This is a genomic window from Actinacidiphila sp. DG2A-62 (assembly GCF_035825295.1).
Classification (GTDB): domain Bacteria; phylum Actinomycetota; class Actinomycetes; order Streptomycetales; family Streptomycetaceae; genus Actinacidiphila.
The window spans coordinates 2,427,904-2,450,326 of the sequence record NZ_JAYMGI010000002.1 but is presented as its reverse complement, the minus strand read 5'-3'; the positions used below and the strand labels follow the sequence as shown (position 1 = coordinate 2,450,326).

Here is a 22,423-nt window from a genome sequence, read left to right as displayed (position 1 = left end):
CCTCCCGCGCCGGGCCCGGCCCCACGCTCACGGAGCCCCACATGCCCCCGGCCTACCGGCCCATCACCCGCAACGGCCGCACCCACTACGTCCCCATCCCCGCACCGCACCCGCCCCGCGACTGGGACCACGACGTCCTCACCGCCGTCACCGCGGCCACCACCCTCCTCGTCACCGTCTCCGTCGTCTGGTCCACCGCCAGCATCGGCGACCTCCTTCACCGCGTCACCGTGCCCGCCCTCGCGTACGGCGCGGCCACCGCGTTCGACCTCACCTGGATCATCGCCATGGCCCTGGAGTGGCGCGCCCGCTACGACGAGACCCGCGCCCGCGGACCCCGCACCGCCGGCCACGTTGCGCTCGCCGCGGCCATGGCCGGTGTCGGCATCCACGGGTGGCTCGCCGGAGACTGGGCGACCGCCGTCGTAGGCGCCACGATCTCCGCCCTGGCCAAGGGCTCCTGGACGCTCGTGATGCGCCACCAGGCTGTCGCTCTGGACGCGGACACCGCGGCGTGGCTGCACGCTGAGCGCGCGGCTCGCGGCGCCGCCCGCGCGCTGGCCGCCGAGGAGCGCGTCGACGCGCGATCCGCCGCGCAGCTCCAGGCGATCCGCACGTCTCTCGCCCTGCCGAGTCCGGAGGAGTCCGGACCCGATCCGGAGGAGTCCGCGGACAGTCCGGACCGTCCGGAGCCCGAGCCGGCCGTACCCCCGATGACCATCACGGACGCCGTCCGGACCGCCGTGGACTCCGGAATCACCGATCCGGACGCCGTGCTTCGGTACGTCCGGCAACGGTCCGACGCCAACGCGAGCCCGGAGACCGTCGGCCGGTACCTGCGCGCCCGCCGCCGGGAGGCGCTGTGACCGGGCCCGGCGGCGACGAGCGCCGTATCCGCCAGCTGCTTCGCGCCCGCGGCGTCGGCTACGCCCCCCAGGAACCGCCGCCCGCGGCCGGATGGTGGGACGAGCTGTACGACGACGCCCACGACGACCACCACCCAGGCCCGGACGGGCCTCCGCCGGTCGCGCCGCGCCTCCCGGACTGGCGGAAGGGGGCGACGGTCGATCTGGCTGACCTGGGCGGACCCGATCCGGAGCGCCCGGACACCGCGCCGGAGCCGGAGAAGCAGCCGGCCGACGAGGCGGTCGAGGACGACGACGCCGGCGAGACGGGGGAGTGGGCAGACGTCGACGAGCCCGACGACACCGAGCGCCCCGCGCCCGCCCGCGGCCGCCGTACCCCCGCCGCGCGGCGCGCCCACGCCGCGTACCTCGAACTCCCCGCCCGCGCGCGAGCCGCTCTCTACACCGGCACCGCCGCCGGCGCCGGCTACTGGGCCGGGCTCGCCCCGCTCATGCAGGGGTGGATCACCGACTGCGGCCGGCACAACGGCACGACGGCCGGCGTCGTACTCGGCGCCGGCCTCGTCCTCGCCTGCGGCGTGCTGATCGACCGTCGCACCCGCGGCTGGTGGGGCCCGCTGCCCTGGCTGTGCCGCATCCCCCTCGCCAGCGCCCTGCTCGCCCTCCTCCTCTACGCCCCCGGAGCCTCCTGATGTCCCGTCTCGCCACCGCCCCGGCCAACACCCCGGGCATGGGCGGCCACGTCCTCGGCTCGATCACCCTGTCCGGCGTCGCCCTCGCGTGCGCCCTGGTGCTCTTCTTCGCCGTCCGCAAGGCCGACCGCCTCAAGCACCTCCACAGCAGGGACGGGATCGGTGCCTTCGGCATCCTCACCGGCACCGCGTGGACGGCCGCCGGCAGCTCCTGGGCCGCAGCCGCCTCCGGCATCGCAGCCGTCCCCACCTCGGTTCTCGGCGACGGAAGCGGGATGGGCAACCCCGGTGCAGGCGGAACCGCACTCGCCCTCACCGCGCTGACGTTCCTGCCCGGCTGGAAGCGGACCCTGTGGCCCGCCCTCCTGGGGATCTCCGCCGCCGTGGTCTACGGGGCCGCCGGCGGGGTGTGGGGACTGCTGGTGACCACGGCCCGGATGCTGGTGGGCAAGCTCACCGGTGCGGCGTGATGAGGGCCCTGGATCGGCTGATCGCCGCGGGGGAGGACCACCAGAAGTCGCCGCAGCGGGCCTTCCGTCTGCCGCCGCTGCGCCCGTACCTGCCTGGCCGCGCGCACGTGCGACGCGTCCTCGGCGGCCTGGCTGTCCTCGCCAAGATGGCGGGGACGGCCAGCCGCGCAGGGCTCCGCAAGGCAATCGCGCCGCCGGAGCCGAAGCAGGCGAAGGCACCCGAGAAGAAGGACGACGAGCCGCCCGGGCTCGTCGACGCGTTGGAGCGCGCAGGCGCGGCCGCGCTGATCGTCGTCATCGTGCTCGCCGCCGGCGCGGGCCTCGCGGGCGCGCTGTGGGAGCAGGTCGCACCGTACGCGCGGAGCGCGATCGGTCTCGTCGTGATCGCGCTGCTCGCCGCGGCCTGGGTCGTCGGCCCGGAGCCGGAGGTGGCGGAGCCGGCGGGGGAGTCCGAGCAGCCGGCCACCGGGGGAGACGCGCAGCCCGACCCGGCCCCGCTCCCCCACGCGGCCGAGCCCCTAGAAGGGTGGGCCGTGGTCCGCACCGTCCGCCAGATCGCCACCGCCAACGGGTGGCGCGGCGCGCACCTCGACGACGTACTCGCGCGCCTGCCCGGACGCTCCCGCGAGGAGCTGCTCGCGGTGCTCGCCGAGGCCGGAATCCCCGTCACCGAACAGCTCAAGCTGAGGCTCCCCGGCGGCCGCCAGCGCAACCGCCAGGGCATCCGCCTCACCGCGCTCCCCCCGGCCCCCGACGAGCCGCCCGCCGGGGCACCGCCGGAGCCCCCGCTCCCGGCCCCCGACGACGCGGCCCCCGAGCCCGCTCCCCGACCCTCCCCGGTCACCGTCTACGGCACCGAGTAGGCCGGTAGGAACCGCAGGTCAGACCATGCCCTACCCCGTGCCTACCCGCCGCCTACCTACCCCACGAGCCGTCACCAGCCGTATGCTGCCCGGCATGTACCGCTACAGGTGCGGCACCTGCGCCACCACCAGCCCGGTCGTCCGGACCCGGCTGGAGATCATGCGCGAGCGGGACCGGCACCGGCGCGCCGTGCACGGCGGCCACATCCCCGACGGCGAGCGGCTGCAGCGCGCGGTCCGCGGCCCGGGCACCGACCGTACCGCGACGGTGGCACTCGCCGCGCTCGCGGCCGTGCTGCTGCTGTCCCTGCTGGCCGGCCGCCTCCACTGAGGACCTGACGCCATGGGGCGGGGAGAGGATGATGGGCGCATGAGCAGCGTGACGCGCCACCTGTGCCCATTGGACGGCTGCGACTGGCACTACGACGAGCCCGACCCCAGCACGGACGATCTCTCGGGCATCACTCCTGACACGCGCGCCGCCACCTTCGAGGACGCCAAGGTCAGCATCGTTGAGCAGGCCATGATGCGCCGCCTGCGGACCACGGAGTCACTGATCCGCGCCCACTTCGAATCCCATCCGCTGGAGCAGTGGGTGGCAGCGCTCGTCAGAGCCCGACAGGAACGCGATCAACTCGCCTGCGCCCTCGGGGAATCCCATGGCATGCCCCTCTCTTAGATGCGGCGGCGGTCAGGCAGGACCGGTGACTGCGGTGGCGCGGACGACGGTGTCGGTGACGGGGTGGCGTCCCGTATGCACACCAGCGCGTTCGGGTCCCATGACGGCGTCCGCAGGGTGTATCCGTCGGGGCACGACGGGCCCGCCCGCCCGGCGGGGCCTTGGGGTCCGGCCGGACCAGTCGGGCCCGTGGGACCGGTAGCGCCTGCGGGTCCCGTCGCGCCGGCCGGTCCCGGCGATCCGGCGCTCCCCGAGGGCCCGGTCGCCCCCGGCGAGCCAGGACTGCCCTGCGGTCCGGCCGGCCCGGGGATCGGGATCGGGACCACCGTCCGCGCCGGCAGATGAGGCACCGCGGACGCCGGGTCCGGGGCGACCGGCTGCTGACCGGCTGCCTGCACCTGCGCGCGCAGCGCCCGCACGTCCGCCGCGAGGGTCTCGACGGCGCCGCCGCGGCGGTTGGCCTCGGCGACTGCGGACTGCCGCGCCTCCGCTTCGGAGTCGATGCGGGCGTTCGCGTGGTCCATGCGCGCCCAGATGAGGATGATTGCCCCGCTGAGGGCGACGAGGACGCACGCGAGCATGACGCGGCGCCACCGGTCCGCGAGGAGCTGCTCCGCGCGCGTCATGGTTGGCCTCCGAGGGACTGCACGATGTTCCGTAGTCGGGTGATCTCCGCCTGATCCGCGGTCCGGTACGACGCGAGCTCCGCGATCCTCGCGTCCCGGTCGGCGATCTGCTGCCGTAGATCTCTGATTTGCTCGCGCTGGTCGGCGCGCTCTTCCTGGAGTTGGTCGATGAGCTGGTTGGAGCCGGCCACGGCGGTCTCGCCGCGTTTCCCGAGGAACGCCACCACCGCGGCCGCCAGAACGCCGGCGAACCCGAGGACGCTGCCGATGGTGGTGGCGTCCAAGTGGGCCTCCTACGGAGCAGCGCTGAGCGTGGGCTTGCTGACGGGCGGAACCGGCGCGGTCACCTGCGTCCGCGTCCACATCGCCACGATCGCGGACACGAAGGACAGCACGACGGCCTGCTGCTCGGGGGACCAGTGGAGCCCGAAGCCGACCGCGAGGGCGAGCCCGGCCTGCACGAACCCGATGACAGCGGCACCGATGCCGTCGTGCGTGGTGATCGCGACGATCAGGCCGACGAGGGCGGCGGCGACCGCGTTGATGACGGCCTGCTGGTCGCTGGTCAGGTCGAGCCCGAAGGCGGTGCTGAGCTTGACGGCGACGGCGATGAGGGCGAGCCATAGGGCGGGCTCGCGGCCGAAGATCTTCATGGTGATCCGTTTCTGCTGGTGGGGTCAGGACTGGAGCCGGGCGGCGAAGTCGCTACAGATGGCGTGGGCGAGAGTGCTCGCGAACGTGGGGTTGGCCGCGAGCTTCGTGGCAAGCGCGGTGACCTGGTCGTCGGTGAGGGTGAGCGGCACGCCCTGCTTCAGCTGAGCGAGGATCGCCGTCGAGTTGGCGTCCGCCCGTCCGGCGTGGAACGTCGCATTCCACGCGTTGCCGCGGTAGGTGACGGTCTTCTTGTCGTCGGCGCTGGTGGCGTCGTCCATGGAGCTGAAGAGCCCCTTGGGGGCGCCCAGGTAGGTAGCGAGGCCGTTGACGAACTTCGTCACGTCGGCGTCGGTGATCGCCATGTCGTCCTCCGGGTTCACGGTCTGGCCGGCCGCCCATGTGCGGAGCTGCTCGGCGGTGAGCGGGGTGAAGTCGCGGTCGAGCCCGCCGGCTTCGCTGTACTGGTGGATCAGCCAGCTGGCGTTGACGCGCGGCTGTCCCTTGGGTGCGTCGGGGTCGGCGATCCACAGGCCGTCGCCGGCGAAGGAGGTGGTGTCGCGGTTCAGCCAGAAGTCGCGGTTGCAGTACAGCAGCACGCGGTTGTGCGGCATCTCGGCCTGCACGTGCTTGATCCAGGCGTCCTTGTCGGCGCCGGAGACGCCGGCGTCCTCCCAGTCGAAGGCGAGCACGTCGCCCGCTTTGGGCGCGGCCTGCTTGAGGAAGTAGGCGGCCTGCGCGGTCATCGATCCCGGCCGGGCGAAGTGGTAGTGGCCGACCACCAGGGAGTGGGCGCGGCCGGTGGCGACCTGTCCGGCGTGGTGCGGGTTGACGTAGCTCGTGCCCTCGGTGGCCTTCACGAACACGAAGCCGAGTCCCGCGGTGCTGTAGGAGGTGCTCTGGTAGGAGGCGACGTCGATTCCCTCGGTCACGACATCACCGGCTGCACGACATCCCCACCGTCCTGCAGCAGATCGTCCAGGTCCGACCAGGACAGCCACGCGTGCCCGCGGTCACCCCACCCGGTCCCCCAGCTGTTCCGGATCAGGACGCGGCGCGCCTCCGCGTCGTCCGCGGTCACGCACACCTGGTGGCCGCCGCCGATGCCGTCCGCCTCGGAGATGACGAGCTGCCCCTTGGCGTCCAGGGTGAACATGCTGTTGTACCAGGTCACGCCGATGCTGATCGGCCCCGAGTTCAGCAGCCGCAGCGCGGTGGTGAGGCTGCGGGTGTGGTGCCAGGAGCTGATCAGCCCCAGCTTCTCCAGGGCGATCATCGACCATGGGCCCGCAGAGCCGGTGTCGTCCGGCTCCCAGTGACCGGGGATCTGCGAGTCGTCGATGCGGGTCTCCAGCCGGTACCCGTCCTGGATCGTCGACTGCGCGATCGCGGCCTGTTGCGGCTTCGCGAACGGCACGGTGACGAGAGCGCCGTAGGCGGCGTTCATGGTGCAGGAGCCGACCTGCCCCTGGTCGAACGGGTCCTGAAGCTCGGCGTGGGTGACGGTGAGGATGGGCGTGCCACGCCGCACTGATGCTTCCCGTTCCGGGAGCAGCCAGTCGTGGACCTGGTGCCGGCCCGTGCGATACGGGGCGTCGGGGTTCTCGGGGATGAGCTGGAACATGGTCATGTGCCCTCCAGGGCTGGTCGCATTGGGGGTTCAGGCGAGTTGGGTGACGCGCATCCAGCACCCCTGGCGTAGGTTCGTGGCGGTTGCGCTGCTGGTGCCTTGTGCCCAGTACAGGCCGAGGTTGCCGGGGCCTGTAGCGAACAGGGAGCCCTTGAGGTCCACGGTGTAGAACGTGCCGCCGCTGGTGCCGAGCGTCAGCGTGTTCGTGCCGAGCGCCTGCCCGTTGACGGTCACGCTGGTGGTGCTCGACGTGTTGATTCCGTTCACGCCCCACACGCCGAACGTCGACTGGCCGGTGTAGTTGACGGCCAGCTTCAAGTCGCTGGACCCCAAGGTGCCCCCGGTGTAGTTGATCCACATCTCGAAGGCGTACGTCCCGGCATCCGGGAGGTCGATCTGCAGGTCGGGGTCCAGACCGATCGTGGTCGTCGAAGCCTTCGGCGTCGGCGCGCCCTTGACCGCCCACCATGGCTCCATCTGCTGAAGCTGTTGGGCACGGACCTTCTGGCCGGCCGACCATGTCGGGAACTGCGTCACGGTGCTGCTCCTCTACAGTCCGGCGATCATCGGGTAGGTAAGGGTGATCGCAGTGCCGGCCGGGTGGCTCTTGGTCACGCCGTTGGTGCCGCGGGTTACGAAGAACGTCTGCGGTGACGAGGTACCCGACAGGCCGGTCACCGTCATGACCTCGCCTCCGCAGGTGATGTCGAAGGGGAACTCACCGAGGTTCAGCGCGCTGGTGATCCACAGCGGGCCCGCAGTGACCGTCACAGTGAACGACGTGTCGCTGGCGTCGATGTCGGCGGCAAGCTCACTGCCCGAGGTGTCTGCCCGCCCCAGCACGTCGTCGTCAAGGACGCCGATCTCCCAGGGCGCGTACGGCAGACAGTTGAAGGTGAACGAGTATGTTTGCTTGCTTGCCCGCTCGGTGTAGCCGCGGACCAACAGGTCCAGCGTGCCCGGCGGGGTCTTCCCCGCGGGAGCGTCGGTAATGGCCATCCGGCTGCCGACGTCGAGGGCTTGCACGTCCTCCAGATAGTCGGGCCACTTGGCCATCTCGATCGTCACGGCCGGGTAGCGGGGCGCGTCGACGGTGCCCTTGGCCACCTCCCAGGACGCGCGCTGGTCGGCCTGGTCATCGGTGTGCAGGGAGTAGGTGTCGGACGATTCGTAGTAGCCGAGCACGGTGGTGGACATCGCGGAGCCGTCGTCGAGTTCGTAGCTGCCCGAGCTGCCGCCGTCCCTGCTGGCGACGAAGGCGTTCGCCCACCGGGACTCGTCGCGGGTCGGCGTCAACCCGGGCTGGAGCATCCCGTACGAGAGGACAGTGGGCTCGCGGTTGTAGAGCTGGCTCTTGTTCAGGTAGACCAGGCACGGCAGCAGCCGGTCGTCGATCAGCAGCCCGTCATCCGCCTTTTCTGCCGTCTGCATCTCTCCGAGAACAGTGTTCCGGGTCTGGTAGCCGACCAGCTGGTCGTCCTGCGGCGGCCCGACCGTCCGCAGCGGCGTCGCGGTTTCGATGCCGAGCCGCAGAATCCGGGAGCTGGCCAGCTCACCGTCGAAGGCGTTGGCGGCGTACGCCAGCGTGGACCCGTACGTCGCCGTGTAGGCACCCGAGTTGATCTCGTCCCACACGCTGATGTGCCCCATCGCCATGCCCGACAGGTCCGAGGAGAAGCCGCCCGGCGGCGAGCCGACGCGGGTCACACGGCCCAGGGTCTGGCCGCTGATGGTGATGTCCGACCCGAGGATCAGGCTCTCGCCGCCCACCGGCGCCCAGGACATGTTCCAGGCCACGTCGCTGCCGGACTGGTAGGCGTATAGGTAGGCGCGAAACCAGCCGCCATAGGTCTGCGCCTTCGTCGTGGGAATGACCCCGGAGAAGACGGTGCCACCGCTGGAGTCGCGGAACAGGACCTGCACCGTGCCCGGGTCCGTACTGGCCATCTGCACGTTCCACTGCGCGATGGTGCCGGTCGTGCTGATGCTCATGATCGTGCGGTACGTGGAGGTCAGCGTCTCGACGTGGTACATCCACCACACCGACCAGACCGACGTCGACGAGTACGGCACCGCGCCGCTGAGCTGGCTCGTGGAACCGAGCACCGGAAGCGCGTCGGAGGAGACGAGCGAGGTGTCGGCACCGAAGGTGAGACCGCCGGCCGTCATCGGCAGCACGCCAGGAACCGGGGACGATGCCCGCGAGGAGTTGGGACGGTCCTCGCACGGCCAGTAGGCAAGCGGCCGGAACCGGGGAACGCGCTGGGCCAGGGCGCTCTTCACCGGCCGTTGCCCCTGGGCGAGCTGACGCAGTGTGCCGCCCGCGGACACCGACGCCCACACCCAGTCGACGTTCCACTGCACGGGCCAGTTGGGCACGGTGCCGTTGAACCGGTAGTCGCGGTCGTCCAGGGCCGCGGAGCCGGCCAGCGTCCATGTGCGTCCGGTGGTGTCGGTGAACGACGGCACCCCGGCGATCTGCTCAAGGAACGGAGTGTCCAGGGCCGGGGTGCCGTCGATTCCGCTGAGCAGAAGGAACCATCGGATGCGGCCCGGCTGCGAGGAGAAGCCGTCGGCGGTGTCGTCGCCGCCCACAGACACGGCGCTGGAGGACGTGGAGCGGATCGACGTGGTGGTGGTCCCGTCCCCGGTGAAGCCCACGTTCCACGGACCGTCGATGTTGTCCGCGCTGGAGAACGCGACGGTGTACGTGCCGTTGCCGTTGTCGACGTCGAGCGTGAACCGCAGGGCCCGCCCTGGCAGGCGGGCCAGCTCGGCGGTCGAAGTGTGGCTGGTGCCGGCGGCGTTGACCCAGGTGAACGCGACCTGCCCGTCCCCGGTCACCGACCACTGCCACGCCTGCTCGGAGGCCGTCGATGACCACTTTTGCGCGAGGATGCGCTGCTTGGAGCTGGACGCCAGGTCCGCGTCCAGCTCGATGCGGATGTCCAGGTCCCCGGTGATGTTCACCGCGGAGGCGTGCGGCGTGGAGGCGTAGCTGCCCGCAGAGCCGTCCAAGAGCAGGACCGTTTCGAAGCCGGGCTGGGAGTACCGGAACGGCGTGTTGTAGCCGATCTGCCCGTACCACGGGCCGTACGGGTTGTCGGGGCTGAAGTCGCCGCTGGTGTTGTCCAGCATGAACATGCACACGGTGGGGTCCACCGACGAGCTGATGCCCGTGGTCCCCCGGTTCACGGTGATGCCGTTGCCGCCATCGAGCTGGATCTTGCTTGTGATGTCGATCCACTGGCCACCGACGAAGATCTCCCCGCGCGGGTCGAAGTTCACGCTCACCCCGCCCTCCCCATTACCGCCACCTGAACGTTCCCGCCGCGGGGCTGCACGTAGCTCTGCAGCAGCGTGACCATCGCCCGGGAGAAGTCGTCGCTGCCGCCGACGAACGCCAGCTCCACGCGCGCCACACCGCTTCCGGACGTTGCTTGGGCGACGAGCTGACGCGTCGCATTCGCCGACCGCACCCTGGAGCCGGCCGCGAGGTCGACCAACTCCGGGCCCTGCTCGCCAACCAGCGTCAGCCGGCTGCGGGGACCACCGGCCGCCGCGCCGACGATGCCCCCGTGCGCGTACCCGCCGCCCTCGTGCGCGACGTTGCCGACGCCGGTCACATACGTCGTCTTCACGATGATCGGCACCGTTTTGCCGTGCAGGTTGTTGACGCGGGACTGGGCGTCTCGGATGGCGTTCTGCAACTGCGCGATGTTCGCCTTGATCGCTGCGGTCTTCGACGCGGGGACGCCCTTCAGGGACGCCTTCGCCGCGTTGAGCTTCGCCTGCAGGTCCTGGATGTTGCCCTTCAGGTACGCCGTCTTGTCGGGGGTCTTCAGGATCTGATCGGCGAGCTGCCGGGCCTGCGCGGTGGTGAGGCCCATCTGCGTGGCGGTCCGGATCAGGGCCTCGCGGCCGCGGCCGTAGATCTCGTTGACCTGCTGCCAGGACTGGCCCTGCTCGCGCGCCGCCGCGGTGGCCGCGTCAGTCTTCGCCGCCAGGTCCGACAGCGGCTTGTACGCATCCCGGGCAGCCTGCGAGTTCAGGTTCAGCTCCCCGTTGGCCATGGTCAGCGCATGGTGGTGCCCCTTGATCGCCGCAGTGGCGTCGTCGATGGCCTGCTCGAAGTCGGCCTCGGCGTCGAGCGCGGACCGGTTCTCCTGGTTGAGGGCCTGGATCGACTGCCGCAGCCCGTCCGCGCTCTTGGTCTGCGCGTCGAGCTTGGCCTGCACGTCGACGGCCTGCTGCCCGAAAAGACCCATGGAGTCCGCGGCGAGGTCTTGTTCGAACTGCGCGTCGTCCAAAGCGCTCTGGTAGGCGTCGAGCTTCTTCGTCAGGTCGGTCGCCGGCTTGCCGGTCTTGGTGTATTCGTCGGTCAGCCGTTTCAGGGCCGCGGCGGCGATGTCGGCCTGCCCGTTCTGCACCAGATCGGCGAGTGACTGGTCGACGGCATCGATGTCCTTCGCGGCCTTCTTCGCGCTGTTGCTCTTGCCGAAGCCCAGTGTGAACACCGCGTTCATGCTGTCGTTGAAGGCGTCCATCCCGCTGCGCCGCCCGTTGAGACGGCCGATCGCGTAGTTCAGGTCGTCGAAATCCTTGCCGAACACACGGCTGGCCTCGCCGGAGACCTTGCCAGTGCGGCCCAGCTGGCCGATAGCGGTCGTCATCCGCTCCACGTTCGGCGCAGCCGAGCCCGAGCCGCCCAGCGACTTCAGCGCCAGGACCAGGCCGGCGATCACCGCCACAGCGCCAGTGATCTTCGTGCCCGTCGACAGCGACGCCAACGCGGCCCGCACCCCTGCCAGGCCCCCGCCGGCCGCCGCCGACGCGGCGTTCAGCGCGGTCAGCCGCGTGGCCAGCGACTGCACTCCGCCCGTGATGCTGGTCAACCCCGCGCCGGCCAGCTTGACCAGCTTGAACGTCGTGTACAGCTGCATCAGCCTGCCGAGGAGCTCCGGCGGCACCGCGTTGATCAGCCGGGCCAGGGCGTCCACCACGGTCAGCAGGCCGGGCCCGGCCTCGGATGCCGCCTGCAGCAGGTGCCCGACCGTCGTCGCCAGGTCCGACAGCACCTGCTTGACCTGCGGCCCTTCGCTCCTGGCGTACTCCATGAACTTCGACACCGGGCCATCCGCACCGCCCTCGGACAGCACTCGTGAGAAGTGCACGGTCTCGTCGACCGCACCCTTCAGGACCCGGTTGGTGTAGGTGTCGAGCTTGCCCATGAGCGCGTCGAATCCGGGCGTGGACACCTCGCCGCCGGCGAGCGTCACCAGCCGCGACAGTTGCGCCGAGGAGTCCTTCACCAGCGGGCTCAGCCGCGGTAGAACCTGCTCGAACACCGCGAAGCTCTTGGTGACCGGGTCCATCGTGAAACCGGACAAGGAGTTCGACCAGGACTTGAACGACTGCGTCAAGTCCCCCCACGCCGCAGCCGCCTTCCGCGTGGCCACCGGCGTGCCCTCCACAGCCGACAGGGCCTCGTCGTACTTCGCGACGGCCTGCTTGGACATCGCAGCCCCGGACTCCTGCGCGGCCGACACGGTGTCCAGTGCGTGCGACAGGTCCGACAGCTGACTGACCTGCGGAATGATCGCCGCGCCAAGCGCGGCGAGCGCAAGCACAGCAGCGCCGGTAGCGGTGACGATCGGCGTCATGGCGGCGGCGACCGGGACGGCGGCCGGCGCGAGAGAGATCAGCGCACCCTTCAGGTGCTCCAGCGCCCCGGAGGCACGGTCTCCGGAGCTGCCCGTCGACGCGATGCGGCCGCGCAGCCCGTTGAGCCCCCCGCTGGCCCGCGTGGCGGAGGTGGTCAGGCCGTCCAGGTCCGTGCGGAGCGTGCGGGTGTTCCCGGCGAGTGCGTCGACGCGGGTTCCGGCGGCGGTAGCCCGGTCTCGTAGCGACCCGACGGCGGTTGCGGCCCGGGCCGCACGGTCTCGCAGCTCGCCGACTGCGACCGCTGCCTCAGCGGCGTTGGTGCGCAGGTGACCGATTTTGTCCGCAGCGCCCTCCGCGGCGACTTTCAGCTCCTCCAGCCTCACCGCGGCCGCTGAGGCGCGGCTGCCGAGGGTCTGCGTCGACTGGCCCGCGTCCCTGGCGTTGCTCTTCAGGTCCTTCATCGCGTCCGCGGTCGCGAGGATGTCCGCGGACGACCCGTTGAAGCGCACGTCCAGGGCGACTGGGCCCAACGTCTTCAGATCGTCGACGGCCGCCTTGACGGCGTCGGCGCCTGCCCGCGTATCGTCCCGGATCTTGGCCTTGACGGTGACGTCCCCGGCTTGCGCCCGCAGCTCCTCAAGGGCGGTGCGCGCGTCTCCGGCGGAGGTCTTCACATTCTTCAGCGAAAGCGACGCGGCACCGCTGCGGGTGGTGAGCGTTCGGAGGCTCTGCGCGGCATTGCCGGCGACCGTCTTCAGGGCCGTGAGCTGGGTGTTGACAGAGGTGAACCCGTCCGCCTGGTTGGTTGTCCTGACGCGGATTTCCACATCATTCGACATCGGGTTCACCCCCTTCCTTCGGGTCGCCGAGGTGCTCGATCCTCAGCAGCCGCACCAGTTCCGCGGGCTCGGCGAGGATTTCAGACGGCAGCTTTTTGAAACGGTCGCACAGGGCGAGGATCAGGCTGGCTCGCTCGTATTCGGCTGGGGGCCGGACAGGGGTTCCATCGGAATGGTGACCGCCGGGGACGGCCCGCCACTGGGCGAGCCGGGCTGCAAAGGGGCGTCGACTCCGTTGAGTGCGTCGAGCCACCGTTCCACGATGACCTTGTTCAAGGACCGGTCGAGAGTCAGCACGTTGGCGGGTGTCGGTTGGACCGGTGTGCCGTCCTCGCTTTCGATGTTCCACGACACGAGCTGCCCGGCGAACGCTTTCACCAGCGATTCATGGGTGGCGGCGTCGGGCATGGAAATCAGCTCGTCAGTCGTCATATCGTTGACGGTGATCTCCAGTCCGGCGAATTCCGTCCCGCTGAAATCCAGGGTGTATGTCTTCTTCTTCGGTACGAATCCCATTCCGCGACTCCTCGAATAGGGGGCCGGCGCAGCTGCCGGTCAGGACCAGGTGGGAACCGTGCCGTCCGACAGGACACCCGGCACCGCCCACGTGAACTCGCCGCTGTCGGCGCGGGTGAGCGGGTAGTCGGTGAACAGGCACTCGTTTGCGAGGGTCTGCCCGGACACCGCCAGCGTCAGCGTCCGCGGCACGCTCGTCGACGACACGGTCTTGAACACGTCATGGGACTGGCCCGTGGCGTCGTTGAAGACGCCGTTCAGCGTCACGGAGAAATCCGCCAGGAGCAGAAGCCGCTCCATCGCCGACTTGTCCAGACCCGTGGTGTCCTGCGTCGCCCTCGGCGTCGCGAACTGCAAGTTCGTGCAGTCGTTGATGATCGCCTTCGCGGTGCCCGACGCGTCGTCCACGCTGCACGTCGTCCACCCGAGGCCGCTCTCCTTGGCCATGGCCTATCCCCTCTTCCTGTCGTCGGCGACGCGCTGCAGGTGCTCGCCGCAGTCCTCCACCCAGTCCGCCGCCCGGGTGTGCGTGCGGGTGAACCCGCTCGGGTTACCGCGGTGGTCGCCGCCACGGACCCGGTAGAACTCCGGCGCGGTGCGGTGCTCGGCGAAGCACCGCTGCCCGGACTCGAACCGGAACACGGTCAGGCCCGCCGCGGTGCGCTGCTCGCGGAACGTGCGCCGCGACTGGGTACGGATGTACGCGGCCTGCTGGCGGCCCAGCTCTGTGCCCTCGTCGACCGTGGACTCCCAGCCGTGTAGCCACGCTGCGCACCCGACCTGCTCGCAGGCGGCGGCCACGCTGGTGTCGCGGCGTCGGGTGATCGCGTAGGTCTGGAACGCGGCCGGCGGCAGCGCCGGTTCGATACGGAACGGCTCGACCATCAGAACTCCGTCTCGACCTCGTTGCGGGCGACGACGACCGCGAACACGGCCTCGGTGAACGTCCCGGTGGTGACCGCGCGCAGGTACCGCTCCACGGCCTGCCCCCGCGCGGTCTGCAGCCGCTGCACGCCCGGCTCGGTGGCCGCGGCGAATGCGCCGCCGGTGACGTCCGCCCACGCGTCCGCTACGCCGTTGTCACTGGACTGCTGCAGCTTGACCGTCACGCTGGTGCCGGTGACAGCGAGCACCTGGAGATACGCCTGCAGACCGAACGCACCAGCCGCGGTGAGATCGACGCTGTCGCCGTCGGTCGCCGCGGTGTCGGTGCGCATCCCAGGGGTGAGTTGCACTCCCCACTCCAGGCCGTACCCGTTGGCCTGCGCCTGGACGGCGAACGTGAAGGCCCCGTCGTCGCCGCGGTTGCCGTCGTACCCGATCTGCTTGGCGACCAGGCACGCGGCCGGTCGGCCCAGGGTGACGGTGTGCAGGTACATGCAGTGCACGTCGGCTTGGGGCAGGGCGGACAGGACGGCGTGCGCGGCGTCGGCCTCCTCACCGGGGTTGAAGAAGGCCGTCCATCCGAGACTGCCGTCGCGGACGCCCCCGATGCGTTCCGGAGCGCCCTTGTCGACGCCGGTCACCACGAGTGCAGCGGGGCCGCCGGCCAGGGCCGGGGAGTTGATGTCGCCGGACAGGTTGTGGCCGTCGATCAGGAACCGGTCGCCGAGACCGGACTGCTTGCTCATGGCGTCTGCTCCCACAGGTCGTCGACGATCAGCGGCAGGGTGATGGTCATGACGCGGAACACCACGTCGTTGACGGTCAGGTAGCCTGGGCGGGCCCGCAGCGGGCTGCCGTACGCCCCGAACACGTCGACCTGCCGCACGGTTGAGCCGAGGGTGAAGTCGCCGATATACGCGGCGAACAGCACGTCCACCGCACCCACCACGGCCGGGTCGATCGCGTCCAGCGGCTCGGAGACTGCGCTGGTGTAGATCCGCACCGACAACTCCAGCCGCACGCTCGTCGACCGCATGCCGGAGGACCGGATCGGCACCAGGTCCGAAACCCACACCGCGCACGTCAGGCCCCCCGATGAGGGCGGATTCTCCGGCTCGTGCCCATTGACCTGCTCGAACAGGCCCGACGCACCAGCGTGCGAGATCGCCTTGTCCAACAGAGCGTTCACGTCCAAGGCCACGGCGGTCACCTCATCTCCGGCAGGTACCGCACGCGCAGCAGCCGGTCGGCGATCTCCGGGGCCTCACCCGCGAGCTTCTCCTTCGCTGCCCGCCAGTGCCCGTACCCGGCGAACCGCGTGATCGGAGTATTCCGGGAGCCGGTGCCCTCCAGCCACGGCCCGTAGACCACACCGCCGTCGCCGACGACCGAGGTATCGGCCCCGGCCGGCTCGGTCGAGATCTGGCTCTCGTAGTAGCCCGTCGGGTGCCGCAGAACCATGCCGAGCTTCGCCAGCACCAGGTCCTCACCGCGGGCAGCGATCTCGTCGCGGACGTCGTCGCAGTACGCCCGGGCGGCCCGGGCGGCGCGTCCGTCGAACAGCGGCCCCGTCGCGATCACCTGCACCTCGTCCGCCACGGTCACACCGCCCTTGTGCGGGCCGTGCGGCCGTGCGCGGCGTAGCACTGATCCCGAATGTCGCTGATCGTCGGCTGAGCTGGCCGGGCCGCCGATCCGGACGCACCCGAGGCGCCCCGGGCAACCCGCGCGTACCCGGCCGGCTCCTGCGACAGCGTGGTGACCGCCTCCGCAATCGTCAGCGTCTGAACCAGCTCCGGCGGATCCCACCGCATCAACGCCGCGCCGTCGGCGATCACCGACGCAGTGGTGCCCAGCGCGCCCCGGGTCACCTGCAGGGCCCGCTGAGCGTACACGGGGGTGCCTGCGGCGTGGGCGGCCAGCGGCGACCCGTCCCACTGCCGGTGGACGACCGCATTCGTGCCCGCGGTGTCGACGACCTGAACGCGCTCACCGTCCAGGAGCAGCACCTCGCCCTCGTGGACCGCTGCGCCGTCGCCGACGTTCAGGACGACCGCGGCTGCGGACGCCTGCACGTCCTGCTGGAGAGTGAGACCGGTGTCAGCCATGCTGCGGCCGACGACGAGGAGTCGTTCGCCGCCGACGCGCAGCACGCTGCCGACGCCCACCGCAGAAGCGTCGGAGACGGTGAGGGTCGTGGCCGCGGAGTCGATGGCGCCGGCCGCAGTCGCCGCCGGGCTCTCCGTGTTGCGGTAGCCCCACAACCCGGTCGGGACGATCGCGTTCTGCTCAGTGTCCCCGGCCTGCAGGGCGTAGGAGGTGGACAGATCCACTTCGAGCCACCGGTACGGGGGGCCGCTGCGGTTGGGCTGCAGGATCACGGCATCGGTCGGGATGGTGACACCGCCGGCGACCAGGCCGGTCAGCTCGATCAATTCGGAGTCGTCGAGATACAGCCGCCAGGCGGCCGCGTACTGGCCGTTGGGCCAATCCCAGGAACGGGTGTCGACGACGGGGTAGAAGCGGCGGTGACACAGGGCGTCGACGGCGCGGCTGGCCGCCGCAAGGGCCCGGTCGATGCGGGCGTCAGCGCGCGCAGTGACCTTGAAGTCCAGCGCGTCCCGGACCTGTTCGCGCGTCGCATACCAGGGCTCGGTGTAGTCGATCACCTGTGTCACCTCCTCTCAGGGCTCAGTCGGATGGTTCGGTCAGGCTGGGTCAGAGCCGTCCGTCACGGGGCCAGCGGTATCCGTCGAAGCGGCAGACGAGTCCCCCGCGGGGGTCTTCTTCGAGCGGCTCCCCGTCGTGCGGGCACGCCTGGGGCGGCCGGTCGAGCTCGTCTCGCCGGAGGTCGGCCGCTTCCCGGTAGGTGTCGGAGAGCTGGTACCAGGAGATGGCTCCTCCATCCCGGGCGCCGGGCCCAGCGGCTCGGCGTCCTCGTCGTAGCCGCCGGCGTCGGACCGCTCCTCACCGAGCACGGCATCGCGCACGTCGGCGGCATACGTCGCCTCACCCGCGGCGTTGATCTTCGGCATGGTGTCTCCTCGGTAGGGGTCGGTGCCCTCGTCGACCGCTCGCTCCGACCCGCAGTGCGGGCACAGCGGGACACCGACCGCATAGGCGGCCGTGCAGTCCTGGCAGATCCTCAGCACCGACCCCACCCCCTGGTCAGAGCGTCGCCGCGAGGGCGTCCGGGGCACGCTGCACCGTCAGGTCGTGCAGCACGTACAGGACCGCGCCCAGCTGCGCGTTGGCACCCACGTCGGCGATGTTCAGCGACACGTGGGTGTAGCCGTCGGACAGGGCGGTCGCGTTGACCTCGATCGCGAGCAGCTGCTGGTGCTCCGCGGACGTGCCCGCGCCGCCAGGGTCGGCGATGGTCGCGGCGAGCGCCTGGGTCTTCTCCACCCACTGCTCGGTGCCGGCCAGCGTGGCGGCGTCCTTGAGGTAGTAGTGGTCGATCGCGACCAGGTTGCTGCTGGTGCCGCCGGAGGCGGCGGTGTGCTGCTGCAGCGTGATCGTGGGGTCGTCCCCGGCGGTGCCCGCGCCCTTGAACACCAGGAAGGTGATGCCGGACGCGTGCTGCAGGGAGACGCGCTTGCCGGTGACCGCCGCGGTCGACAGGTCGACGGGTGCGGCGCCGATCGCGAGATTGAAGAGCCTTCCCAGACCTTCCATGATTTCCTCCTGCTCGTGGGTGGGTGGGTCTGGCCGGGCTCAGGCGGCGTCGCCGAGCTTGACGATCGGGGACAGGGGGTCGCTACCGTTGTGCGGCGTGAGCGCGGACTGCAGCCACGGCCGGCCGTCGACGCGCTCGATGATCCGGAAGGCGACCTCGTCGGTGTCGAACTTGAAGTCGTCGCTCTGGCGGGCCTGCATGACCTGACGGTCACCGACGAGGTAGAACCCGAAGTCGATCAGGCTGAGGTCACCCGCGCTGCCCAGGGCCGGCACCTTCTCGGTGAAGATGACCGGGCGGCCCATGATGGTCATGGGCGGCCCGTCGATGACCTGGCCGTTGTTCAGCCACACGGCGGGGCTGGCCACGCCGACGTTCTCCGTGCCGGCCACGTTCTGCTGCACGATCCGCATCGCGGCCAGCTGCGGCAGCGTGTTGATGCTTGCCACCCACACCGCGCGCTTCATCGACTGCGGCAGCATCCGCGAGAACATCGTGACGATGTCGTCGAAGCCGATCGCCCCGGCGATGGTGCGGGCGACGGTCACCGCGGCCTTACCGTTCAGCGCGCCGAGCGGCTCGCCGACCCCGGTGCCGGTGAGGAAGGCGATGTCCTCGAAGAACGCGAGCGCCTCGGGGAACATCTGGTCGATGAACATGGTCAGCGAGATGAGGCTGTCCATGAGCAGCTCGGACGGCACCTCGGTGTACGCGGTGAGCTTCTTCGCGTCCAGGACGACCCGGCTGAACCGCGGCTTGCTGCCGGTCATCTTGCCGCCCTCGGGCGTCCAGAAGCCGGTGATGCCGCCGTACACCGAGGAGACGTTGCTGGTGGAGTCGATCGCGGGGAACGGCACCCGCAGCGTCTCCATCGGCACCACCCGCGCCAGCGAGCGGACGATCGCGGTCTCCAGCGCCACCGACAGCAGCTCGCTGCGCAGCGTCTCCGGGATCAGGAACCCGCCGTCGGACGGGATGTCGGAGCTGAAGTTGCGGAGCTTTTCCAGCTTCTCCTGCACGTCCGCGGTGTGCTTGGCCGGGTTCGACCGCCAGATCGTGTTGAAGTACTCGCCCGAGCTGTCGAAGAGAGAGTCGACCTGCGCGCCCAGCGCCTTGCGGTTGAACAGCCCCTGCGCCCGGGCACTCTTGGACGCCACCGCGGCGTACGGGTCCGGCATGGCCTTGCGCACGTCCGGGCGCTTGAGGTCCTCGACGCCGGCGTCCTTCAGAAACGCGGCGAACGCCTTGGTCGCGAGGTCCTCGACCTGCTTCTGGAGGTCGGAGCCGTCGCCCTGGTGCTTGTCGGCGTAGTTCTGGACGAACGTGGTCAGGATCTCGGGGGACTTCAGGATCTCCGCGCGCTGCGCCGGGTCGGCCAGCATCTCAGCCAGCTCGGCGTTGTTGCGCGGGACGGTCAGTGTGGGTGCCACGGGTGCCTCCTTCAGGCGTCCGTCGCCGCGGGCGCGGCCGGGGTCGTGAGGTGTGCGATGGCGTCCGCCCACGTGTCGGGGGCGGGCGCGGTGAGGTGAGCGGTGGCCGCGGCCCAGTCGTCGGCCACGGGCTCCGTCTCGACGGCGGCGGTGGGCATCGTGTCGTCGCCGTGACCGGACGCGTTGCTGGCCTTGTCGGCGTCGTCGAGGTGGGCCTGCAGGTGCTTGCGCACTCCCGGCTTGTCGCTGTCGGGGATGTTGCTGCCCTCCAGGCGGGCCAGACCGTTGCGGCATGCCGCCAAGTTGGCGGGGCCGCCCTTGGTCTTGTGGTGCGGGAACCGGTAGGACGCCTTGGCGTCGGGGTCGCCCTCCGGGTCGAACCAGGCGTGGCAGTACCGCAGCACTGTCTCCTCGTTCGGCATCGCGGCGACCGCGGCCGGCCCGTCCCACGCGGCGTCGGTGGTCGCGGTGTGGTGCACGGCGGACGCGGTGTCGGCCACCGGGGGCGCAGTGACCGCCGCGCGCAGACGGGCCGTGGCCTCCTCACCGAGGAGATGTGCGATGTCGACGGTCAGTGCCACCGGTGCCGTGGCCGGGCCGGCTCCGTGCGGCCGGTCGGCGGCTCGGGCTTGGGCTGCGGCGGCCCGGCGTAGCCGTATGCGCTGAGGTCGAAGCGGGCGCGCATCTCCGGCTCGTCGCCGCTCGGGGCCGCGCTGGCGGGCAGTGCCTCGTCGGCCAGGCCCGCGTCGACGGCGTCCTGCGCCTTATACCAGGACTCCGCCTTCATTGCGGCCCGCCAGTCCTCGACGGTGCCGCCGGCCTTCGCGGCGTAAGCGCCGGCGATGTTGTCGCTGATGGCGTCGAGGACCGCGGCCATCTGCGTCATCTCCGCGGCGTCGCCCATGCAGATCCCGGACGCGTCGTGGATCATCAGCATGCTGTTCGGGGACATGACGAGGGTGTCACCGGCCATTGCGATGACCGAGGCGATCGAGGCGGCGAGGGCGTCGACCTGCACGGTGACGGTCGCCGGGTGGTTGCGGATCGCGTTGGCGATCGCGATGCCCTCGAACACGCTGCCGCCCGGGCTGTTGACGCGCACCCGCAGGTTCGGGGAGGTCACCTGCTGAAGGTCGGCGATGAAGTCCTCGGCGGTCGCGCCCCACCAGCCGCCGATCTCGTCGTACAGCAGCAGCTCCGCCTCGTCCGGGGAGGTCGCGTTGCGGATGCTGTACCAGCTGCGGCCCTTGGCGTCGTGGGCGCGTGCGCGGGCCTTCGCGGCGCGCTGTGCCCCCGGTACCTGGGGCACGTCGATCCAGGGCATCAGGAGTCCTCCTTGCCGCGCTTGACGACCTTGCAGCGGCACGCGTTGCCGTACTGGGCGCCGACGCAGTGGATGTAGCCGGAGCCGCCGGGGTAGTCCTTGTACGCCTCGGCGCGGTTGCGGTAGAGGTGGCCGTCGTTGTCGGCGCACGGCTGGCACACGTCGTCGTCGTGTTCGGACACCGCGACCCAGCGCAGCGCGGCTTCGGGGTCGGGTCCGGCGGGGAGCGCGGTCGGAGCGCCGACCCTCCTGGCGGCCGGGGCAGATGCCTGCGGGCCGCCGGGCACGCCGTTCCGCCACTGCTCGGGGATGTCGAAGCCGAGCATCGGCAGGATCATCGGTGCCAGCGTCGGAGCGCCCTTGACGAGGTCGACGAGGAGCGCCCGGTCCGGGTCGGCGTCGGGGGCGCCGAACGACATGGCGGGCAGGCCGACTGCGGCCAGGACCTCGGGGCCGAACGCGCCGGCTTCTACGAGGAGCTGCGCGGCCTGGGAGCGGTTGACGAGCGCCTCGGTCTCGGTGATCTCGTCGTCGGGCACGGGGCTGTCGAAGTCGAACTCCAGGCCGGCGCCAGCGGTGCCGTACATGGGGAGGATGCGGTGGTTCCACAGGGCGCGGTGGCGCACGAGGCGGGGCACGACGAGCCAGCGCGCGAGGAACAGCTCGGCGGCGTCGGCGTTGGCCCTGTTGACGTCGTCGGTCGCGCCCAAGGCGGGCTTGGGGAAGCCGAACGCCTCGCGGATGATCTCGCGGCCGACCTGGGACAGCTCCACGAACTGCATATCGCGGTTGGTGTATTTGCGATCTTGCCAGGTGACGCCGTTCTCCAGGATCGCCACGCGGTGTGCTGCCGAGACGCCGCGGTGCTGCTCTGCCCAGCGGGCTCTCAGCTCGTCGAATTCGTCGTCGTCCAGGCGCCGGTCGACCTGCAGCACGCCGCCCGGCTCCGCAGAGTTGGCGAAGAACGCGCGGTTCCACTCGCGGCCGAAGCGGGCGGAGTCCAGGTCGACGAGGATCGTCTGCACCGGCCCGAGCCCGCGGTACGGGTCCATAGGATTGGGGCGCCGCTGGAAGATCACCTCGTCCAGGGCGAGCGGGATGACCTCCCCGGACGGGCCGACGTACTCGTACCCGGTCAGGTACTTCGTGGGGTGGGCGACCGGCCTCATGCGGTCGGGGCGCACGGGCCACAGCTCCAGCGGCCACGACGCGAGGGCGCTCTTGACGATCACCCACCACTGTTCGCCGGTCAGCTCCTCGTGCTGCTGTGTCGTCTCCCGGAACGCCTCGCCGAGCATGAAGTCGTTGGGGGAATTGAGCAGGTCGAGCGCGGCGTGCTGGGTGACCTCGACGCGGTCTTCCCTCTTACCGGACGGTGCGGTGCGGTACAGGTGCCAGGTGACCTGCGCGTAGGTGGTGATGATCCGGTCGACGATGGCGTACAGGGTGCCGTTGCCGCCCTGGGCGCGCATTTGTGCTTCCTGGCTGGCGGGGCTGGCGTGTTGGCCGGTGATGCCCCAGCGGGGGCCGCGCAGGGCGTACGGGACGGGTGGGGTGGCGTTGCGGAGCGCGCGGAGGGGGTCCAGCAGGCTTGTGCCCATGGGCCCCC

General features: G+C 70.8%; 27 protein-coding genes. 6 read left to right on the top strand and 21 right to left on the bottom strand.

Annotation, left to right across the window (positions count from 1 at the left end; all coding sequences use genetic code 11):
- Positions 1 to 41 precede the first annotated feature (41 nt).
- The 6 genes from VSR01_RS10845 (at position 42) to VSR01_RS10820 (ending at position 3,570) form a co-directional block, all read left to right on the top strand.
- Entirely contained in the window at positions 42 to 866 is an 825-nt protein-coding gene (locus VSR01_RS10845; RefSeq protein WP_326449053.1) for a protein transporter Sec31, read from the top strand.
- Positions 863 to 1,558 (top strand): hypothetical protein, encoded by a 696-nt coding sequence (locus VSR01_RS10840; protein ID WP_326449052.1) that lies wholly within the window; start codon positions 863 to 865, stop codon positions 1,556 to 1,558. Before VSR01_RS10845 ends, VSR01_RS10840 begins: the two co-directional genes overlap by 4 nt.
- Positions 1,558 to 2,028: a hypothetical protein gene (locus VSR01_RS10835; protein ID WP_326449051.1), complete on the top strand. Its 471-nt coding sequence runs from the start codon at positions 1,558 to 1,560 to the stop codon at positions 2,026 to 2,028. The genes VSR01_RS10840 and VSR01_RS10835 overlap by 1 nt, the downstream gene beginning before the upstream one ends.
- Positions 2,028 to 2,891, top strand: a complete 864-nt coding sequence (locus VSR01_RS10830; RefSeq protein WP_326449050.1) for a hypothetical protein — start codon at positions 2,028 to 2,030, stop codon at positions 2,889 to 2,891. The genes VSR01_RS10835 and VSR01_RS10830 overlap by 1 nt, the downstream gene beginning before the upstream one ends.
- 94 nt (positions 2,892 to 2,985) lie before the next feature.
- A complete protein-coding gene (locus tag VSR01_RS10825) occupies positions 2,986 to 3,222 on the top strand; it encodes a hypothetical protein (protein WP_326449049.1) in 237 nt (78 codons plus the stop codon).
- Positions 3,223 to 3,261: 39 nt separating this feature from the next.
- Positions 3,262 to 3,570 (top strand): hypothetical protein, encoded by a 309-nt coding sequence (locus VSR01_RS10820; RefSeq protein ID WP_326449048.1) that lies wholly within the window; start codon positions 3,262 to 3,264, stop codon positions 3,568 to 3,570.
- On the opposite strand, the gene VSR01_RS10815 is transcribed toward VSR01_RS10820, so the two are convergent.
- The 21 genes from VSR01_RS10815 to VSR01_RS10715 form a co-directional block, all read right to left on the bottom strand.
- Positions 3,567 to 4,196 (bottom strand): collagen-like protein, encoded by a 630-nt coding sequence (locus tag VSR01_RS10815; RefSeq protein WP_326449047.1) that lies wholly within the window; start codon positions 4,194 to 4,196, stop codon positions 3,567 to 3,569. The two genes, VSR01_RS10820 and VSR01_RS10815, sit on opposite strands and share 4 nt — an antisense overlap.
- Positions 4,193 to 4,480, bottom strand: a complete 288-nt coding sequence (locus tag VSR01_RS10810) for a hypothetical protein (RefSeq protein WP_326449046.1) — start codon at positions 4,478 to 4,480, stop codon at positions 4,193 to 4,195. Before VSR01_RS10810 ends, VSR01_RS10815 begins: the two co-directional genes overlap by 4 nt.
- Positions 4,481 to 4,489: 9 nt before the next feature.
- Positions 4,490 to 4,849: a hypothetical protein gene (locus VSR01_RS10805; protein WP_326449045.1), complete on the bottom strand. Its 360-nt coding sequence runs from the start codon at positions 4,847 to 4,849 to the stop codon at positions 4,490 to 4,492.
- Positions 4,850 to 4,873: 24 nt separating this feature from the next.
- Entirely contained in the window at positions 4,874 to 5,779 is a 906-nt protein-coding gene (locus tag VSR01_RS10800; RefSeq protein WP_326449044.1) for a glycoside hydrolase family 25 protein, read from the bottom strand.
- Positions 5,776 to 6,477: a C1 family peptidase gene (locus tag VSR01_RS10795; protein ID WP_326449043.1), complete on the bottom strand. Its 702-nt coding sequence runs from the start codon at positions 6,475 to 6,477 to the stop codon at positions 5,776 to 5,778. Before VSR01_RS10795 ends, VSR01_RS10800 begins: the two co-directional genes overlap by 4 nt.
- Before the next feature lie 30 nt (positions 6,478 to 6,507).
- Positions 6,508 to 6,954: a hypothetical protein gene (locus VSR01_RS10790; RefSeq protein WP_326449042.1), complete on the bottom strand. Its 447-nt coding sequence runs from the start codon at positions 6,952 to 6,954 to the stop codon at positions 6,508 to 6,510.
- Positions 6,955 to 7,026: 72 nt separating this feature from the next.
- A complete protein-coding gene (locus VSR01_RS10785; RefSeq protein WP_326449041.1) occupies positions 7,027 to 9,771 on the bottom strand; it encodes a hypothetical protein in 2,745 nt (914 codons plus the stop codon).
- Positions 9,768 to 12,989, bottom strand: a complete 3,222-nt coding sequence (locus VSR01_RS10780) for a hypothetical protein (protein ID WP_326449040.1) — start codon at positions 12,987 to 12,989, stop codon at positions 9,768 to 9,770. The genes VSR01_RS10785 and VSR01_RS10780 overlap by 4 nt, the downstream gene beginning before the upstream one ends.
- A 111-nt stretch (positions 12,990 to 13,100) precedes the next feature.
- The gene (locus VSR01_RS10775) at positions 13,101 to 13,496 is read right to left on the bottom strand and encodes a hypothetical protein (RefSeq protein ID WP_326449039.1); all 396 of its coding nucleotides are present in this window, start codon (positions 13,494 to 13,496) and stop codon (positions 13,101 to 13,103) included.
- Positions 13,497 to 13,535: 39 nt separating this feature from the next.
- Positions 13,536 to 13,943: a hypothetical protein gene (locus tag VSR01_RS10770; protein ID WP_326449038.1), complete on the bottom strand. Its 408-nt coding sequence runs from the start codon at positions 13,941 to 13,943 to the stop codon at positions 13,536 to 13,538.
- A gap of 3 nt (positions 13,944 to 13,946) precedes the next feature.
- On the bottom strand, positions 13,947 to 14,381 hold the full coding sequence (locus VSR01_RS10765; protein ID WP_326449037.1) for a hypothetical protein: 435 nt from the start codon (positions 14,379 to 14,381) through the stop codon (positions 13,947 to 13,949).
- Positions 14,381 to 15,127, bottom strand: coding sequence for a hypothetical protein (locus tag VSR01_RS10760; protein ID WP_326449036.1), 747 nt, complete (start codon positions 15,125 to 15,127; stop codon positions 14,381 to 14,383). The genes VSR01_RS10765 and VSR01_RS10760 overlap by 1 nt, the downstream gene beginning before the upstream one ends.
- Positions 15,124 to 15,582, bottom strand: coding sequence for a hypothetical protein (locus VSR01_RS10755; protein ID WP_326449035.1), 459 nt, complete (start codon positions 15,580 to 15,582; stop codon positions 15,124 to 15,126). Before VSR01_RS10755 ends, VSR01_RS10760 begins: the two co-directional genes overlap by 4 nt.
- 5 nt (positions 15,583 to 15,587) lie before the next feature.
- Positions 15,588 to 15,986 carry a hypothetical protein gene (locus VSR01_RS10750; RefSeq protein WP_326449034.1) on the bottom strand — a complete coding sequence of 133 codons (399 nt, stop codon included), beginning with the start codon at positions 15,984 to 15,986 and terminating at the stop codon, positions 15,588 to 15,590.
- Positions 15,983 to 17,050: a hypothetical protein gene (locus VSR01_RS10745; RefSeq protein ID WP_326449033.1), complete on the bottom strand. Its 1,068-nt coding sequence runs from the start codon at positions 17,048 to 17,050 to the stop codon at positions 15,983 to 15,985. The genes VSR01_RS10750 and VSR01_RS10745 overlap by 4 nt, the downstream gene beginning before the upstream one ends.
- Positions 17,051 to 17,089: 39 nt before the next feature.
- Positions 17,090 to 17,533, bottom strand: coding sequence for a hypothetical protein (locus VSR01_RS10740; protein WP_326449032.1), 444 nt, complete (start codon positions 17,531 to 17,533; stop codon positions 17,090 to 17,092).
- Between the two features lie 16 nt (positions 17,534 to 17,549).
- Positions 17,550 to 18,059 carry a hypothetical protein gene (locus VSR01_RS10735; RefSeq protein WP_326449031.1) on the bottom strand — a complete coding sequence of 170 codons (510 nt, stop codon included), beginning with the start codon at positions 18,057 to 18,059 and terminating at the stop codon, positions 17,550 to 17,552.
- A gap of 39 nt (positions 18,060 to 18,098) precedes the next feature.
- A complete protein-coding gene (locus VSR01_RS10730; protein ID WP_326449030.1) occupies positions 18,099 to 19,490 on the bottom strand; it encodes a phage major capsid protein in 1,392 nt (463 codons plus the stop codon).
- 11 nt (positions 19,491 to 19,501) lie between these two features.
- Positions 19,502 to 20,071, bottom strand: a complete 570-nt coding sequence (locus VSR01_RS10725; protein WP_326449029.1) for a hypothetical protein — start codon at positions 20,069 to 20,071, stop codon at positions 19,502 to 19,504.
- Entirely contained in the window at positions 20,062 to 20,814 is a 753-nt protein-coding gene (locus VSR01_RS10720; protein ID WP_326449028.1) for a head maturation protease, ClpP-related, read from the bottom strand. Before VSR01_RS10720 ends, VSR01_RS10725 begins: the two co-directional genes overlap by 10 nt.
- Positions 20,814 to 22,415: a phage portal protein gene (locus VSR01_RS10715; RefSeq protein ID WP_326449027.1), complete on the bottom strand. Its 1,602-nt coding sequence runs from the start codon at positions 22,413 to 22,415 to the stop codon at positions 20,814 to 20,816. The genes VSR01_RS10720 and VSR01_RS10715 overlap by 1 nt, the downstream gene beginning before the upstream one ends.
- Positions 22,416 to 22,423: the final 8 nt, after the last annotated feature.

Excerpts from the sequence above, each read along its gene's own strand:
- VSR01_RS10830 (WP_326449050.1), top strand. The coding sequence starts at position 2,028 with ATGAGGGCCCTGGATCGGCTGATCGCCGCGGGGGAGGACCACCAGAAG.
- VSR01_RS10715 (WP_326449027.1), bottom strand. The coding sequence starts at position 22,415 with ATGGGCACAAGCCTGCTGGACCCCCTCCGCGCGCTCCGCAACGCCACC.
- VSR01_RS10795 (WP_326449043.1), bottom strand. The coding sequence starts at position 6,477 with ATGACCATGTTCCAGCTCATCCCCGAGAACCCCGACGCCCCGTATCGC.
- VSR01_RS10790 (WP_326449042.1), bottom strand. The coding sequence starts at position 6,954 with ATGGAGCCATGGTGGGCGGTCAAGGGCGCGCCGACGCCGAAGGCTTCG.
- VSR01_RS10845 (WP_326449053.1), top strand. The coding sequence starts at position 42 with ATGCCCCCGGCCTACCGGCCCATCACCCGCAACGGCCGCACCCACTAC.
- VSR01_RS10775 (WP_326449039.1), bottom strand. The coding sequence starts at position 13,496 with ATGGGATTCGTACCGAAGAAGAAGACATACACCCTGGATTTCAGCGGG.
- VSR01_RS10815 (WP_326449047.1), bottom strand. The coding sequence starts at position 4,196 with ATGACGCGCGCGGAGCAGCTCCTCGCGGACCGGTGGCGCCGCGTCATG.
- VSR01_RS10820 (WP_326449048.1), top strand. The coding sequence starts at position 3,262 with ATGAGCAGCGTGACGCGCCACCTGTGCCCATTGGACGGCTGCGACTGG.
- VSR01_RS10765 (WP_326449037.1), bottom strand. The coding sequence starts at position 14,381 with ATGGTCGAGCCGTTCCGTATCGAACCGGCGCTGCCGCCGGCCGCGTTC.
- VSR01_RS10825 (WP_326449049.1), top strand. The coding sequence starts at position 2,986 with ATGTACCGCTACAGGTGCGGCACCTGCGCCACCACCAGCCCGGTCGTC.
- VSR01_RS10770 (WP_326449038.1), bottom strand. The coding sequence starts at position 13,943 with ATGGCCAAGGAGAGCGGCCTCGGGTGGACGACGTGCAGCGTGGACGAC.
- VSR01_RS10760 (WP_326449036.1), bottom strand. The coding sequence starts at position 15,127 with ATGAGCAAGCAGTCCGGTCTCGGCGACCGGTTCCTGATCGACGGCCAC.
- VSR01_RS10835 (WP_326449051.1), top strand. The coding sequence starts at position 1,558 with ATGTCCCGTCTCGCCACCGCCCCGGCCAACACCCCGGGCATGGGCGGC.
- VSR01_RS10735 (WP_326449031.1), bottom strand. The coding sequence starts at position 18,059 with ATGGAAGGTCTGGGAAGGCTCTTCAATCTCGCGATCGGCGCCGCACCC.
- VSR01_RS10720 (WP_326449028.1), bottom strand. The coding sequence starts at position 20,814 with ATGCCCTGGATCGACGTGCCCCAGGTACCGGGGGCACAGCGCGCCGCG.
- VSR01_RS10805 (WP_326449045.1), bottom strand. The coding sequence starts at position 4,849 with ATGAAGATCTTCGGCCGCGAGCCCGCCCTATGGCTCGCCCTCATCGCC.